Origin of the sequence: Trichlorobacter lovleyi, from assembly GCF_015239775.1 — a bacterium.
GTDB lineage: Bacteria > Desulfobacterota > Desulfuromonadia > Geobacterales > Pseudopelobacteraceae > Trichlorobacter > Trichlorobacter lovleyi_B.
In genome coordinates, this window is the sequence record NZ_CP058409.1 from 3,292,828 (window position 1) to 3,308,299 (window position 15,472).

A 15,472-nucleotide genomic window follows, 5' to 3' on the forward strand; every position below is an offset into this window, starting at 1 on the left:
CTAAAAATAGATAAACGAATCAACTACCTGGCAACGACTGCCAGTACCTGGACCTCGGTACCGTCCTTGGACAGCAAACGGTGCCGCAGGGATGAGTCAAAATAGACACAGTCCCCTTCGGTCAACTCATGACGCTGATCTTCCAGTACCAGCTCGGCAGTTCCCTTCATGATGAACAGGAACTCCTCACCATCATGGCTGTAGGTATTCTCTTCCGATACCTTTTCCATGACCGACAACAGGAACGGCTCCATCTTTTTGTTCTGTTTGCGCCAAGACAGCGACTCATAGGAGTAGCCCTGACTGGTGCCGGCACGGGAGATGACCCGCGGCATCAGTTTGCGCTCATCGGCACGCACGATTTCGTAACGGCATTCCTCCTCTTCTTCAGCAAAGAAGTGGCCTATCTTGACGTCAAAAAAGCGTGCGATCTTGGAGAGGGTAGCTATGGGGGGAGAAACGTTATTGTTTTCGATCTGGGAAATCAGGGCAGGCGAAAAGCCGGTCTCACGGGCAACGGCCTGGAGGGTCAGCTTCTTCGCCAATCGGAGTTTTTTGATTTTTGCACCAATATTGAATTCGCTGCTCATCACTTAATCCGCCGAAATATAAACCTGTTTTGGTCCGGCGTTTGTATACAAAACCCGTTATAATGTCAATAAAATAGTTTTATTCACAACAAAGACAACTACAGTTTTACTGTACTATTTTTAGCCATACTAAATGATTATTTTTCCTCTCCCAGCAGCTGACGCGCCAGCAACTCCATGGTGTGGACCACTTCAACAGTAGAACCATGTTGTTTCAGGCCGTCATCCAACTGCATCATACAGCCGGGACAGCCGGTAGCTACGGCATCTGCACCGGTGGCCATGATCGCCTCGCTCTTAAGGTCGTTGATCTCCATGGATGAGCCGTAGTGATAGACATTGAAGGTGCCACCCAAACCACAGCAGCGGTCCGCTCCTTCCATCTCCACCAGTTCAAGTCCGGGAGTGGCCTTGATCAGATCACGGGGTTGGGCAGTCAGTTTGCGGGTTCGCAGATGGCAGGGATCATGGTAGGTAATCTTTCCTCTGGCACCGGCACCGGTTTCTGCCGGTTTCAGCCCCAGCTGGACCAACAGCTGGGCAGCATCCACCGTCTTCGCAGCCAGCCGGTCAAGGCGCTCACGCAGTTCAGGGTTACGCTTACCCACCACCAGCGGATAGAGCCGGTGTAAGGCACCACCGCAGGTGGCGCAGGCACTCATCACATAATCGGCCTCGTAACGTTCCAAGGCAGCCAGGTTACGCTCGGCCAGATCACGAACCGTCTCGATGTCTCCACCGGACATACCGGGAAGACCGCAGCACTGCTGATCCTTGGGAATGATGATGGTACAGCCCAGGTGCTGGAACAGCTTGACCGTGGCCACCCCGACCCTGGGATAGGCAAAGTTGGTCATGCAGCCCACAAAGAAGATGATCCGCGGCTTACCCGGTTCTCCTTCAAGCACCTCCGGGTAGCGCTCCATAAAGGGGGTCTTGGCGATAGCAGGAATGTAACGCTTGTTGCCGACAAAGGGCAGCGGGAAACGCAGACGCAGGCCAGAGTTCTCCGGCACCTTCTTAAAGAACAACGGGCCCAGCAGAGAGGCAGCCTTGGCACCCAGCTTCATCCTGGTGCGGCTCTTGATCACCTGCCCCACGGCAGCATGGAAGGTGGTCAGGCCACGCTTCTTGGCCAGCGCCTCACGGGCGGCAATCACAATCTCATCGGTGGGCACGTCATTGGGACAGCGGTCCACGCAACTGCCACACAACAGACACTTGGACATGGCCAGATAGGTTTGATCATCCAGATCAATATCATCCTTCAGCAGGTGCTGAACCAGGGTCAACTTGCCACGGGCCGTGGCAGGCTCACGCTGAAAGGCGGTGAAGGCAGGACAGTTGGACCGGCAGGTACCGCACTTGACGCACTTCTTCAGTTCTTCTTCAATCCTCTGCAGGGTTGTTTGATCAGACATCTGTAAAAGCCTTTCTTACAAAGGCGTACCACACGCCAAAAAACTAAATGACTCTTATCAGGTTACAAAATCACGGGGAATACTTCAATCATTTTCCAGACAAATTTTATCGTATTTCCCTTGGTTCATTCAGCTTCAGACGAGATACGACGTGGAGCCTCCAGGCTTCCAGCGCAGTCAGGGCCCGCTCTGCCAGCAACAGCTTGCGATCCTTTTTCTTGACCCTGCTGTCGAGGGGCGGAAACAGACCGTAGTTGACGTTCATCGGTTGGAAATGGCGGCTGTCGGCATTGGTGATATGGTAGATCAACGCCCCCAGAGCGGTTTCACGCGGGGGCAATTCCGGTCCCTGTCCTGCAAGCAGCGCTGCAACGGCCAAACCTGCCAGAAAACCTGAACCTGCTGACTCGACGTAGCCCTCAACCCCGGTGATCTGACCGGCAAAGATGATACGGGGGGAGGATTGTAACTGCTGTGTGGGTAACAGCAAGGCCGGTGCGTTGATAAAGGTGTTACGGTGCATAACCCCCAAGCGGACAAATTCGGCCTGTTCCAGCCCGGGAATCATCCGCAGCACCCGACGTTGTTCCGGCCAGGTCATCTTGGTCTGGAATCCCACCAGATTGTAGAGGGTCTTTTCATTATTCTCTGCCCGCAACTGTACCACGGCATACGGGTCCTTCCCCGTGGCCGGATCAGGCAGACCGACCGGCTTCATCGGCCCAAAACGCAGGGTTTCATCACCACGCTCCGCCATCTCTTCAATCGGCATGCAGCCGTCAAAGTGGACGACCTTCTCGAATTCACGTGGCGCAACCTTTTCAGCTTCCTTCACGGCAGCAATAAATGCCGTGTACTGTTCATGATCCATGGGACAGTTAAGATAATCATCAGGATCACCCTTGCCGTAACGGGAGGCGGCATAGATCTGGGATCGGTCAAGGGATTCTGCCGTAACAATCGGGGCGATGGCATCGTAGAAATAGAGCCGCTCTCCCACCAGCCGGGACAGCTCATCAGCCAGGGCATCGCTGGTCAAGGGACCGGAGGCGATTACCACCAGCCCCTCAGACGGCAGGCAGGTCAGTTCTTCACGGATCAGGGTGATATTGGGGTGGGAGGAGATCCGTTCAGTTATCCAGGCCGAGAACAGGTCGCGATCAACAGCCAGGGCACCACCGGCCGGAACCCTGGTGGCATCGGCAGCCTGCATGATCAGTGAGCCGCAACGCCGCAGTTCTTCCTTCAGCAGGCCAACGGCATTACCCAGATCAGCCCCGCGCAGGGAGTTTGAACAGACCAGTTCCGCCAGCCCCTCCCGTTGATGGGCCGGAGAATAGCGATGCGGCTTCATCTCATACAGCCGAACCTGCAGCCCACGCTCAGCAGCCTGCCAGGCTGCCTCACAACCGGCCAGACCGGCTCCTATGATAGTCACACATGCATGCATAAAAACTCCAGGCCAGTCGCAGCCCACTATGCCGGGCAGAGAAAAGTCCGGCACAACGGCGTACAGGGTAGTACATCGAATGCCGGACATCCAAGGACAGCAAAGCGGTCAAGCCGCTGATACAGCCGTTACACGGAAGTGTAGTCGCAGCCCTCTTTGGGGCACTTCAGGAATTCACCTTTTTTCTTGTAGACCTTCTTGACCAGCACCGGAAAGCCGCACTTGGGGCAGGGCTGGGTAACCGGAGGATCCCAGAGGGCAAACTTGCAGTCCGGGTAGCGGTTACAGGAGTAGAACAGCTTGCCGTAACGGGATTTCTTCTCGGTCAGTTCCCCTTCCTTGCATTCAGGGCAGGTAACGCCGGTACTTTTGGGTTTGTTCAGCGGCTGGATGTTCTTGCAGGCCGGATAGCCGGAGCAGGCCAGATACTTGCCGTAGCGTCCTGACTTGATCAGCATCGGCTGGCCGCATTTGTCGCATTTTTCTTCTGAGACTTCCGGTTCAGCGGCCTCTTCAGCACCGCTGTTTTCCAGATTGCGGGTGTACTTACAGCCTTCCTTGAACCCGGTGCAGGCGATAAACTTGCCCCGCTTGCCCAGCTTGATGGCCAGCGGCTTGCCACACTCCGGGCAGGCCTCTTCCAGGGTCTCAGTGGTCAGGTCGTCCTTCTTGACCTCCCCCTCTTTTTGCTTAAGCAGGCTGATGAACGGGTTCCAGAACTCGCGCAGGAGCGGTTTCCACTGTTTTTCACCACGGGAGACCTGGTCCAGTTCCTCTTCCAGCCCGGCGGTGAAGTTATAATCCACGTACTTGGGAAAATGGGCCGTCAAGAGGTCATTGACCACCATGCCGACATCCTCAGGGAAGAAACGCTTCTTGTCCAGGCGGGCATACTTGCGCTCCACCAGGGTGTTGAGGGTACTGGCATAGGTGGATGGTCGGCCGATGCCGTACTCCTCCAGGGTCTTGACCAGGGTGGCTTCGGTGTAGCGGGGCGGAGGCTGGGTAAAATGTTGCTCCGGCAGCACCTCCAGTAGCTTGAGTGCCTCCCCCTCATCCAGTGTCGGCAGGGTCCCTTCCTTTTCCTCGTCTTCGTCATCCACCCCTTCAATATAGAGCTTCATGAAGCCGGGAAAGCGGATCACCGAGCCGGTGGCCCGCAGGGTGAAGCTGTCCTTTTTCTCACCACTGACCGCAATGTCCACCGAGGTCTGATCCAGCAGCGCCTCTGCCATCTGGCAGGCAACGGTCCGCTTCCAGATCAGCTCATACAGTTTAAACAGGTCAGGTGTCAGGTACTTCTTCAGCTCTGCCGGGGTCTTGTCAATATACGTCGGGCGGATCGCCTCGTGGGCCTCCTGGGCATTCTTCGACTTGTTTTTGTAAAAGCGGGGTTTGGTCAGGGCATATTCCTTACCATAGGCCACACTGATCAGGTCATGGGCATCTTTCAGGGCCTGGGCCGAGAGGTTGACGCTGTCAGTACGCATGTAGGTGATCAGACCAACCGTGCCCCCTTCACCGATTGCCACCCCTTCGTACAGTTTCTGGGCAGTGGACATGGTCTTTTTGGCTGAAAAACCCAGCTTGCGGGAGGCCTCCTGCTGCAGGGTGGAGGTGGTAAAGGGCGGGGCCGGATTACGTTTCATCTCTTTACGGACGACCGAGGCGACCTGTGCCTGACCTTGTACAATGGCATTTTTCAATGCATCGGCGCTTTTCTGATTCGGGATGTCAAACTTGCCCAGCTTCTTGCCATCCACCGCAACCAGACCGGCCTTGAAGCTCTGACCAGCCTGTTTTTCCAGCCGGGTTGCAATGGTCCAGTACTCCTGATCCACAAAGGCCTGAATCTCTTTTTCGCGCTCACAGACCAGCCGCAGGGCAACCGACTGCACCCGGCCGGCAGAAAGGCCGTAGCGGATCTTCTTCCAGAGAAACGGCGAAAGATTGAAGCCGACCAGGTAGTCCAGAATAGAACGGGCCTGCTGGGCATCCACCAGGTCTATGGCAATATCACGGGGATTTTGCACTGCATGGATGATGGCATCCTTGGTGATCTCATGGAACACCACTCGCTGGATCGGGATCTTGGGCTTTTTATCCAGCCCCAGGGCGGCCAGCAGGTGCCAGGAGATCGCCTCCCCCTCACGGTCGGGGTCAGTTGCCAACAGCAGACGATCCGCCCCCTTCAGCTCCTTCTTGATGGCGTCGATATGCTTCTTGCTCTCCGGCAGCACGTGGTACTTCGGCTCAAAATCATTGGCCGTATCAACCGACCCCTGCTTGCTGGGCAATGCCCTGACATGACCGAAAGAGGCCAGCACCCGATACTCGGAACCGAGGAATTTTTCAATGGTCTTGGCCTTGGCCGGAGACTCGACAATTACAAGCTGATGCGCCATAGGTTCTCTAATCCTTACGGGAGTGAATAGTATGATCCGGGAAGCTGCGAGAGCAACCCCTTTAGTTCAAGGCCAAGCACCATAGCCGAAACCTCTCCGGGCGTCAATTCCAGAGCCTGGGTAATCTCGTCAAGGTGGCGTGGCCCCTGGGCAACCAGCTCGTAGACGGCGGCCTCGCGCGGGGTCAGGCTACAACGCAGCGGCGGGGCATGCTGGTCAAGTAACGGCAGGGTATGCTCCGCCCTGACGACCCTGATTGTATGAAGTATATCCTCAACACAGTCAACCAGTTGGGCACCATCCTTGATCAGACGGTTGCTGCCGCGGCAGGCGGCAGTGCTGATCGGGCCCGGCACTGCCATCACCTCGCGTCCCTGGTCCAGGGCATAACGGGCCGTGATCAGGGAACCGCTCTTTTCCACCGCCTCCACCACCAGCACCCCTCGCGAGAGCCCGCTGATGATCCGGTTGCGGCGGGGAAAATGCTCAGCCAGCGGCTGGGTTGTCATGGGAAACTCGGAGATGATGCACCCCTGTCCGGCGATCTGGTGCGCAAGCTGCCCGTTTTCCGGCGGATAGTCGACATCCAGGCCACACCCCAACACTGCCACCGTTGGACCACCGCCTGCCAAAGCACCGCGATGGGCAGCAGTGTCTATCCCCCGTGCCAGACCGGACACCACCAGCACGCCGCTGGAGGCCAGCTCCGACGAAAGCCGCTCTGCAGCCTTCAATCCTTCACGGGTCGCCCTGCGGGAACCGACCACCGCAACCGCAGGTTCCCAGGAAGGGACCGTTCCGCGCAGATACAGCAGTGGAGGTGGGTCACCAATCTCAAACAGACGCCGGGGATACTCCGCATCCAGAAAGGTCAGCAGACGGACAGCGGCAGTTTCAATCCTGCGGCATTCCTCTTCTGCAAAATGACGACAGGCCGGGTCTGCAATGGCCTCCACAATTTGTGGCGTAACCCCCCGTACCGCAGAAAGGGCGCCCGGTGCCGCAGAGAATACATGAGCTGGCGTTTCAAACCGTTCCAGCAGCCGCCGGAACAGGACCGGGCCAACGCCTGCCACGGCCCGTAACGCTATCCAGGAACAGTAGTCCATACAGCTCCTTAAAAAACGAAGGCCGACGCGGGGTCGGCCTTCAAGACACTTGCCTGCTGGCCCTTAACGAGGGGCGCTGACAACCTCATTGCCCTTAAAAATCGCGTCAATGCTTTTCACCACAATGGCTGTGGAGGTCCTGTTGCCTACCTCCACAATCACCAGCGCACCAACCACTTCATTGGGCAGTTCTCCAACATAGCGCTCCACCAGCATCTTTTCGATCGCGACCTTGCGGACAACATACAGCAGGTTACCCGGCTCCGCCCCCTCTGAACGTCCCAAGTCAAGATAGACCACATCACCGGTGGCAAGCGCGGTATTACCGGTGGCACTCTCGACAAGGTAGCCTTTCAGCGGACGAGAAACCATTTTCAGGGCAACGGTCCGCCGTTTCACCTGCTGGTAGGGCACTAACAAATCACCTGGCTCAATCTCTTTAAATGACGTGGAGATAATGCCCCGGGAATTAAGCTGTGTCGCGTGGGTCAACTGCAGCGCCCCCAGCGGATAGACCTTGTACCCAAGATCATCACCGGTCACCGGATGTTTGACCTGTTTTGACTTACGCAGAATGGTATACTTACTGCCGTCACTCCCGCCATGATTGGTGCCGATATCGGTGAAGACCGTATCATCTTCACCAAGCACCAGGCGGCCGTGCTGTCCTGCGATAATTCTGCCGGTGGGTAACGTATCCGTTTCCATTAACCAGCCTTCATTGCCGCGCACGGTAAAGACCTTTTCCTCTGCAACCTCAAGCTGGGGAGCCGGCTGAACTGCCTGAGCCGTCGTTCCAGCTACGGCTTTCTGTCCGCTGCCCCCTTTAGAGGCATCAAAAATCTCCAGCTTACCATCCACAAAACGGACGGTTTGACCAGGATAAATAAAGTGAGGATTGGTTACCTGCTGATTTTTTGACCAGAGATTAGGCCAGTAATTGGGGTTGTTAAGGAATTTACCGGAAAGCCCCCACAGTGTGTCACCCTTCTGGATCACATAGGTCGTTGGCTCATCTGCAGCCCAGAGTAGCCATGGAACAGACAAAAGCATTACCATCAGGGACAGTACCAGCCGCATACGAGATTTCATGGTCACCTCACTTCAGTGCCGGACATGAGCCGGTTGGTCGCTGGACATCAGCCGTTCCCGAGCCTTGAGAGCTGCAGGACTGCCGGGATAACTGCGTATAAGCCGCTCAAAAGAGTTTTTGGCCTTATCAGGTTGTTTCTGGGCAAGATAGCTGTATCCGACCTTAAGCAGCGCATCTGCTGCCTTGGAGTGCCGGGGCCATCCATCGACAACCTTCTGAAATGCAACGAGGGCATTGGGCAGGTCAGAACTGCTGTAATAGCACTCGCCAATCCAGTAATAGGCATTTGGCACATACTCACTTGCAGGCAATTCTTTTATAAACTGCTCAAAGGCCTGAATTGCCGCTGCAAAATTGTTCGTACTGTACAGACCGAAGGCCTTGACATACGTTGGGGGAGGACCGGCATCTCTGCCCTTGGGGGCAGGGTCAGGATTAACCACCTCAACCTTGGGGGTCACAGCTGTTGGAGCAGTCTGAAGCTTGACCTGCAAGGCCTGATTGACCTCTTTCAGTTCACGGACACCACTGCCAAGCTCTTTGATAAGTGCCGAACGCTGGGTCTCCTGTTCTTCCAGACCCGCCAATCGACCGGAAAGCTCATTCAATCGGGCTTCAATCCCACCTGCAATCTGAAAAAGGTGTTCAAGCTTGGTCTCGGTCTCGGTCTGGCGCTTTACCATCAGATCATTGGCCGCACAGCCGCCAAAAACCAGTAGAGATAACGACAACAGACCCAGTTTATGCAGGTGGCCCATGCAACACTCCTGTTTTTTCTTGAGTTTCGCTGTAATTAAAGCCAGAAAAACTGCTTTGTCAAGCGAAAGTCAGGATTATCCGGTTTGCATTTTACAGAGAGAGTCCTCCTGTGCTAGCATTCCACATTTATCGCCTTCAATACTATTCAGAGTGGACCTGACGTGAACAAACCTGAATTGCTGGCCCCGGCAGGGACCATGGAAAAACTGAAATGTGCCATCAGGTACGGAGCTGATGCCGTCTATATGGGCGGACCTGACTTTGGCCTGCGTAACATGGCCGGCAACTTCACCCTTGCCGAAATGCCTCAGGCCCTGGCGCTCTGCCATGGGCACGGAATCCGCTGTTACCTGACCATCAACAGTTACCCGGCTGACCATGCCCTGGACCGCCTTGAAAACTACCTGCAGGAACTTGCTCCGCTGCCGTTTGACGCCTATATCGTCAGTGACCCGGGTGTGCTGCGCATGGTTCGCCGTATCTCGCCACAACGGGAAATTCACCTCTCGACCCAGGCCAATACCATCAACCACGAAAGTGTCCTGTTCTGGCAGGAGCAAGGGGTCAGCCGAGTCAATCTGGCGCGGGAAATGACACTGGATGACATCCGTGCAACAACCCGTGCGGTCTCAATACCTTGCGAGGTCTTCCTGCACGGCGCACTCTGTATCGCCTACTCGGGCCGTTGCCTGCTCTCCAGCGCCATGACCGGCCGCAGCGCAAATCTGGGAGAATGCACCCAGCCCTGCCGCTGGAAATACGCCCTGGTTGAGGAACGACGCCCTGGCGAGTACCAACCGATTGAAGAGGACGCGAGCGGCACCTTTATTTACAACTCGAAGGATCTCTGCCTGCTGGAGTATCTGCCAGAACTGGTTCGGGCCGGGGTCGGGGCGCTCAAGATTGAAGGCAGAATGAAGGGGATCCATTATCTTGCCGGTGTGTTGCGGATCTACCGCACAGCACTGGACCGTTTCTGCGCCGACCCCGACGGCTACACCGCCGACCCGGCCTGGATGGAGGAACTGGCCACCATCAGCCATCGCGGCTATACCACCGGGTTTCTGCTGGGCGATCCTAAAGATGTCGGGCAGTCCTATCAGGCCGGTTACCTGCGCAGCCACAAACTGGTTGGCGTTGTCGAGGCGATGCACGGGGAAAAACTGGCAGAGGTGGTGGTCAGAAACCGGTTTCAGGCTGGTGATCAACTTTCATTGATGGGACCCGCCATGAAAAATGCCGATTTTACGGCCACTGATCTGCAGCACTATGATCAGCAGGGCACACTACTGCCGGTCGCAACAGTCCACCCGAACATGCGTATCCTGATGCCGGTACCAGCCGGTACCGCCCCCGATGACCTGATCCGGCTCCCTGCCCCCATGCAGGAATTTGATTCATGAGCCCGCTCTACGAACATCTTAACCAGCCGGAAGGGCACTGGCTGCGGGACAGTCTGCTGCTGCTGATCCTGTTCGGCTTCCTCTTCCTCGTCGGGCTCGGATCAGCACCATTGATTGACCCGGATGAGGGACGCTATGCCGAGATCCCCCGCGAGATGCTGGTCCGGGGCGACTTTGTTACGCCCACGCTGAACTATGTAAAATACTTTGAAAAACCACCCCTGTTATACTGGGCTAATGCCGGTTCCATGGCTGTCTTCGGTCAGCATGAGTTTGCAGCCAGGCTCCCCTCAGCCCTGTCAGGGCTTTTCACCGTCCTGCTGACCTACCTTGCCGGGCGTCGATTATTCAACAGGCGCATAGCATTGATCGGCGCATTGATCCTGGGCAGCTGTGCGGCCTTCCTGCTCCAGTCGCGCATCATTCTGACAGACATGCTGCTGACCTTCTGTCTCTCGGCAGCCCTGTTCAGCTTTCTGCTTGCTGTCCGCAGCAGCGTGCGCCATTGCGCGAACCTCTACCGCCTGTTCTTTATCTGCTGCGGACTGGCAGTGCTGACCAAGGGGCTGATCGGCATTGTACTGCCCGGTGGCATCATCTTCTGGTATCTGCTACTGAGCAGACGCTGGCACCTGCTGAAGGAAATCCCCTGGGTCTCCGGTTTGCTGCTGTTTTCCCTGGTCACCGTGCCATGGTTTGTACTGGTGTCACAGGCAAACCCGGAGTTCCCGCATTTTTTCTTTATCAGGGAGCATTTCCAGCGTTATACCAGCACCATCCATCGCCGCAGTCAGCCATTCTGGTTTTTTCTGCCGATACTACTGCTGACCATGCTGCCCTGGTCCTTCTTCCTGCCGGGCAGCCTCACAAAGGCCTGGCAGCAGCGCCACAACAACAGAGGAACCACCCTCTTCCTGTTACTCTGGCCAGTGATTATTATCCTGTTTTTTTCACTGTCCAGCTCCAAGCTGATTCCATATATCCTGCCAACCTGCCCGCCGCTGGCATTGTTGCTGGCCAGCAGGATCACGGCCCACTGGCATACCCGCAGACCTGACTACACCACCGCGCAGGCAACGCTCGCCATCATACTGTTCTTGATGGGTACAGCCCTGGCCGTACTGCCGCTGCTGACATGGCTCCCGCCGCTGCTGCATGCAAGCGGTCAAACCGGTCGGGACCTGGCCGCCATGCTGAGCGGGCCTGCACCGGCACTTACCCTGCGTCAGACCCTGCTGCCTGGCAGCCTGCTGATGCTCTTCGGCCTGCTGCTGATCTGGAGCATCCGTACCCGCTCCAGCCTGCTGTTGATCAGCTTGCTCTGCTGTTTCGGCATCATGCTTGACCTGCTGCTCCCCTGGGCCTTTACCCGCTACGGTGCTGAACGACTCTCGTCACGCAGCCTGGCCAAGGCAGCCCTGCAGCAGAGCGGACCGGATACGGTTCTGGCTCAAAGCGGGCCGCACCAGGGGATGAACTTTTACACCGGCAAACGGCTGATCACCGTAGGTGATGCTGATGAACTGACCTTCGGCAGCAGCCAGGGCAACCAGTCCGGCTGGTTCCTTTCCCAGGAGCAGTTCATGGAGCTTTGGCGTTCAGACCGTCAGGTTATGATCGTCATTCCCCGCCACGAGGCAAACCGCTACGCTGCAACAGCGCCCCAAACCCTGGCGGATAACGGGGCATTGCTGTTGTTGTCCAACCGCTGATTGAAGGAGTACGTACCGTATGCGTGAAACATTTCTGCCTTTTTCCACCCCGTCGCTGGGTGATGAGGAGATTAACGAGGTTGTTGATTCGCTCCGTTCCGGCTGGATTACCACCGGCCCCAAGGTTAAGCGTTTTGAAGACGCCTTTAAGGCCTATGTCGGCGCTCCCTTTGCCGTACCGCTCAGTTCGGCCACTGCCGGTCTGCACCTGACCCTGCTGGCACTGAAGATCAAGGAGGGTGACGAAATCATCACCACCCCGATGACCTTTGCCTCCACGGTCAGCATGATCATTCTTGCCGGTGGTACACCGGTGCTGGCAGATATCGAGCCCGGCACCCTGAATATTGATGTGACCAAGGTCGCCGAAAAGATCACTCCCCGCACCCGCGCGGTGATTCCGGTCCACTTTGCCGGACAGTCCTGCGACCTTGACCCGCTGTTCAGCCTGGCCAGGCAGCATAACCTGACCATCATCGAAGATGCAGCCCATGCTGCCGGCACCGAATACAAAGGCCGGAAGATCGGCAGTTTCGACTCTGTTTCGATCTTCTCCTTTCACCCGAACAAGAACATTACCACCGGGGAGGGGGGCATGGTCTGCACACCGGATGAGGTGCTGGCTGAAGAGATTTCTCTGTTGAAATTCCACGGTATGAGCCGTGAGGCCTGGAAGCGGTTTGCTGCCAGCGGCACCCCCAACTACGACATCATGCTGCCGGGCTACAAATACAATATGATGGATATCCAGGCAGCCATCGGGCTGCACCAGTTGCCACGTCTGGATGGCTTCATTGACCGCCGCAGAGAGATTGCAGAACAGTACAACGCAGCCTTTGCCAACGTAACGGAACTGGCCCTGCCTGCCTACGCACCGTACCAGCAGCGCCATGCCTGGCACCTCTACACCCCTTTGATCAGGGTTGAACTGCTGACGATTGACCGGGACCGGTTCATGGCTGAACTGAAAAACCTGAATATCGGCAGCGGGCTGCATTACAAGGCGATCCACCACCACAGCTGGTATCGTGAGAACCTGCCGGTGGCCGATACGGAGCTGCCCAATGCCAGCTATGCCTCAGACCGGATTCTGTCGCTGCCGTTGTTCCCCGGCATGAACGGCAATGATGCCAATGATGTGATACAGGCAGTGACCGACGTCATCACGCGGTTCAGGAGATAGGCATGTCCCAGGAGCAGATTCACAAACTCCCCCCCCAGAGCCTTGAGGCCGAGATGTCGATCCTGGGCGGTATCCTGATTGATAACGACGCCATCAACCGCGTATTGGAGATGCTGGAGCCGGAAGAGTTCTACCGGGAGGCGCACCGCAAGATCTTTGGTGCCATGCTGGAACTGTCAGACCGCCGGGAACCCTGCGACCTGATCACCCTGACCGATGCCCTCAAACGCCGTGGCGACCTGGACAGCTGCGGCGGGGCAGCCTACCTGGCCACCCTGGTGGATTATGTCCCCACCGCTGCCAACATCACCTACTACTGCAAGATCGTAAAGGAAAAGGCCCTTAACCGGCGCCTGATCACCATTGCGACTGATATTGCCACCCGAGGTTACGACGAACAGGGTGATGTCAACGAATCGCTGGATGAGGCCCAGAAGGCGCTCTTCAGCCTGGCGGAAAACAAACTGCGGCCGCAATACTATCCGGTCAAGGATGTTATCAAAGACACCTTCAAGATGTTGCAGACCCTGTATGAGAAGAAGGAGCAGATTACCGGCACCCCCACCGGCTATATCGACCTGGATCATATGACCGCCGGCCTGCAGCCGGGTGACTTGATCATCGTTGCAGCCCGTCCCTCCATGGGCAAAACCACCCTGGCATTGAACATCGCCAGCCATGCCAGCGCCGAGGCCAAGGAGAAGGTCGGTTCGGTCATCTTCTCCCTGGAAATGGGCAAGGAACAGCTGGTAATGCGTTTTCTTTCTTCCTTGGCCAGGGTTGATGCAGGCCGGATGCGTACCGGGCATTTTCTGGACAGTGACTGGCCGAAGCTGCAACGGGCGGCCGCCACCTTGCACAACGCCAACATCTTTATTGACGACACCCCGGCCATCAGCGTGCTGGAACTGCGGGCCAAGGCACGCCGTCTGAAGACCGAACATAATATCGGCCTGATCATCATCGACTATCTGCAACTGATGCGGGCAGGGGCAAACCCGGAATCCCGCCAGCAGGAGATCTCAGAAATATCGCGCTCACTGAAGGCGCTGGCAAAGGAATTGAGTGTGCCGGTAGTGGCGTTGTCGCAGCTTAACCGCAGTCTGGAAAACCGCAGTGACAAGCGCCCCATGATGAGCGACTTGCGTGAATCAGGAGCCATTGAACAGGATGCCGACGTGATCATGTTCGTCTACCGGGAGGCGGTCTACTGTGAACATTGCCGGAAAAAGGATGGAAGCTGTACCGCCAACCATGAGCGCAGTGCCGAGGTCATTATCGGTAAGCAGCGGAACGGTCCGATCGGTACGGTGGAGCTGGCGTTCATGGGTGAACATACCCGCTTTGAAAACCTGACCAAAGCCCAACAATAACAACAAGGCCTGTATCCGGAGTACCGATACAGGCCTTGCCTGTCAGGCAAATTAACGTGATACCAAACTACATATAATCCAGCAACGACATCTGACTAACCTTGGCAGTGGTTGAAAGGGTGGCCTCAAAGGCAAGCTGCTGTTGCTGTAACTCCACTGCCAGTTTGGCATAGTCTGCATTCTGAATATTTGCCACAACACTTTGAATAACCGACTTAGTCGTCGCATTAAACTGCTGCATGGTATTAATCCTGGTAAGTCTGCCGCCAACATCGGCAATTGCATTTTCTATCTGCTTGGCCCCATCCTCCATTTTGAGGGCGCCAGCCTCGATATTTGCCGTATTATTGGTGCTTACTGCAGTAATCAGGTTATCCAGCTCGGTCAAAATATCCGTGCTGCCATACTGATACGGCACTCCATTAGTGCCCTTAAGAACCCTGCCGCCGGTAATGTTTATCGCCTGGGTTGAAGAGGAGTTCAATTCAATATCGATCGAGGCATCATTTCCACTAAAGGTTGAACCGTTAAAGGGTGCTGTTGATGCATTATCGGTACCGGCAAAGACATACCGGTCATCAAGCTGAGTATTGCCATAATCAATCAGCTGTTGTTTATAGGTCTTAAGTTGACTCACCGCATTATCACGGACTGCAACTATATCGGTGCCATTGGTCAAGGTAGAGGTAAGCTTCTTAATCTCAGCCAATGTTGCCGACATACCCTCCAGAGCGTTTTCCGTGACCTGCAGCCAGGTGTTGGCCTTGGTCATGTTACTTGAATACTGATCACCGGTTCGCAATTGGTCAGCAAAATTCACCAGCTGCCGCGCTGCAATCGGATCATCACTGGGACGATTGTAATTTTTCCCAGAGGCGATCTTTTCATTGATCTGGTCCAGAAGCGTTCGGGCCTTTTGAATATTATAGAGCGAGTTTTGCGATGTAATATTGGGGGTGATCCGCATGGCGGTC

At 56.0% G+C, this 15,472-nt stretch carries 12 protein-coding genes; 4 read left to right on the forward strand and 8 right to left on the reverse strand.

All coding sequences use genetic code 11. The annotated features are described in order from the left end of the window. Positions 1–23: 23 nt before the first annotated feature. The 7 genes from FY034_RS15285 to ybgF all read right to left on the reverse strand — a co-directional run bounded on the left by FY034_RS15285 (position 24) and on the right by ybgF (position 8,826). Entirely contained in the window at positions 24–590 is a 567-nt protein-coding gene (locus FY034_RS15285; RefSeq protein ID WP_012471293.1) for a helix-turn-helix domain-containing protein, read from the reverse strand. 137 nt (positions 591–727) lie between these two features. Next, the gene (locus FY034_RS15290) at positions 728–2,011 is read right to left on the reverse strand and encodes a (Fe-S)-binding protein (RefSeq protein WP_265552058.1); all 1,284 of its coding nucleotides are present in this window, start codon (positions 2,009–2,011) and stop codon (positions 728–730) included. 106 nt (positions 2,012–2,117) lie between these two features. Further along, complete coding sequence (trmFO, locus tag FY034_RS15295; protein ID WP_265552060.1) at positions 2,118–3,461, reverse strand: methylenetetrahydrofolate--tRNA-(uracil(54)-C(5))-methyltransferase (FADH(2)-oxidizing) TrmFO; 1,344 nt, start codon at positions 3,459–3,461, stop codon at positions 2,118–2,120. Between the two features lie 128 nt (positions 3,462–3,589). Further along, positions 3,590–5,866 carry a type I DNA topoisomerase gene (gene topA, locus FY034_RS15300; protein ID WP_265552062.1) on the reverse strand — a complete coding sequence of 759 codons (2,277 nt, stop codon included), beginning with the start codon at positions 5,864–5,866 and terminating at the stop codon, positions 3,590–3,592. Positions 5,867–5,880: 14 nt separating this feature from the next. After that, positions 5,881–6,975 (reverse strand): DNA-processing protein DprA, encoded by a 1,095-nt coding sequence (gene dprA, locus FY034_RS15305; RefSeq protein ID WP_265552063.1) that lies wholly within the window; start codon positions 6,973–6,975, stop codon positions 5,881–5,883. A 63-nt stretch (positions 6,976–7,038) separates the two neighbouring features. After that, complete coding sequence (locus FY034_RS15310; protein ID WP_265552065.1) at positions 7,039–8,067, reverse strand: LysM peptidoglycan-binding domain-containing protein; 1,029 nt, start codon at positions 8,065–8,067, stop codon at positions 7,039–7,041. 12 nt (positions 8,068–8,079) lie between these two features. Continuing rightward, positions 8,080–8,826 (reverse strand): tol-pal system protein YbgF, encoded by a 747-nt coding sequence (gene ybgF / locus FY034_RS15315; RefSeq protein WP_265552066.1) that lies wholly within the window; start codon positions 8,824–8,826, stop codon positions 8,080–8,082. Between the two features lie 198 nt (positions 8,827–9,024). On the opposite strand from ybgF, the gene FY034_RS15320 reads away from it, so the two are divergent. Genes FY034_RS15320 through dnaB form a run of 4 tightly spaced genes read left to right on the forward strand, consistent with a single transcriptional unit; the run spans position 9,025 to position 14,498 of the window. Further along, a complete protein-coding gene (locus tag FY034_RS15320; RefSeq protein ID WP_322573224.1) occupies positions 9,025–10,230 on the forward strand; it encodes a U32 family peptidase in 1,206 nt (401 codons plus the stop codon). Continuing rightward, positions 10,227–11,942, forward strand: a complete 1,716-nt coding sequence (locus FY034_RS15325) for a phospholipid carrier-dependent glycosyltransferase (protein ID WP_265552071.1) — start codon at positions 10,227–10,229, stop codon at positions 11,940–11,942. The genes FY034_RS15320 and FY034_RS15325 overlap by 4 nt, the downstream gene beginning before the upstream one ends. 19 nt (positions 11,943–11,961) lie before the next feature. Then, the gene (locus FY034_RS15330; protein WP_265552073.1) at positions 11,962–13,125 is read left to right on the forward strand and encodes a DegT/DnrJ/EryC1/StrS family aminotransferase; all 1,164 of its coding nucleotides are present in this window, start codon (positions 11,962–11,964) and stop codon (positions 13,123–13,125) included. Positions 13,126–13,127: 2 nt separating this feature from the next. Then, on the forward strand, positions 13,128–14,498 hold the full coding sequence (gene dnaB, locus FY034_RS15335) for a replicative DNA helicase (RefSeq protein WP_012471303.1): 1,371 nt from the start codon (positions 13,128–13,130) through the stop codon (positions 14,496–14,498). A 67-nt stretch (positions 14,499–14,565) separates the two neighbouring features. On the opposite strand, the gene flgL is transcribed toward dnaB, so the two are convergent. Further along, positions 14,566–15,465, reverse strand: coding sequence for a flagellar hook-associated protein FlgL (gene flgL / locus FY034_RS15340; protein WP_265552075.1), 900 nt, complete (start codon positions 15,463–15,465; stop codon positions 14,566–14,568). Positions 15,466–15,472: the final 7 nt, after the last annotated feature.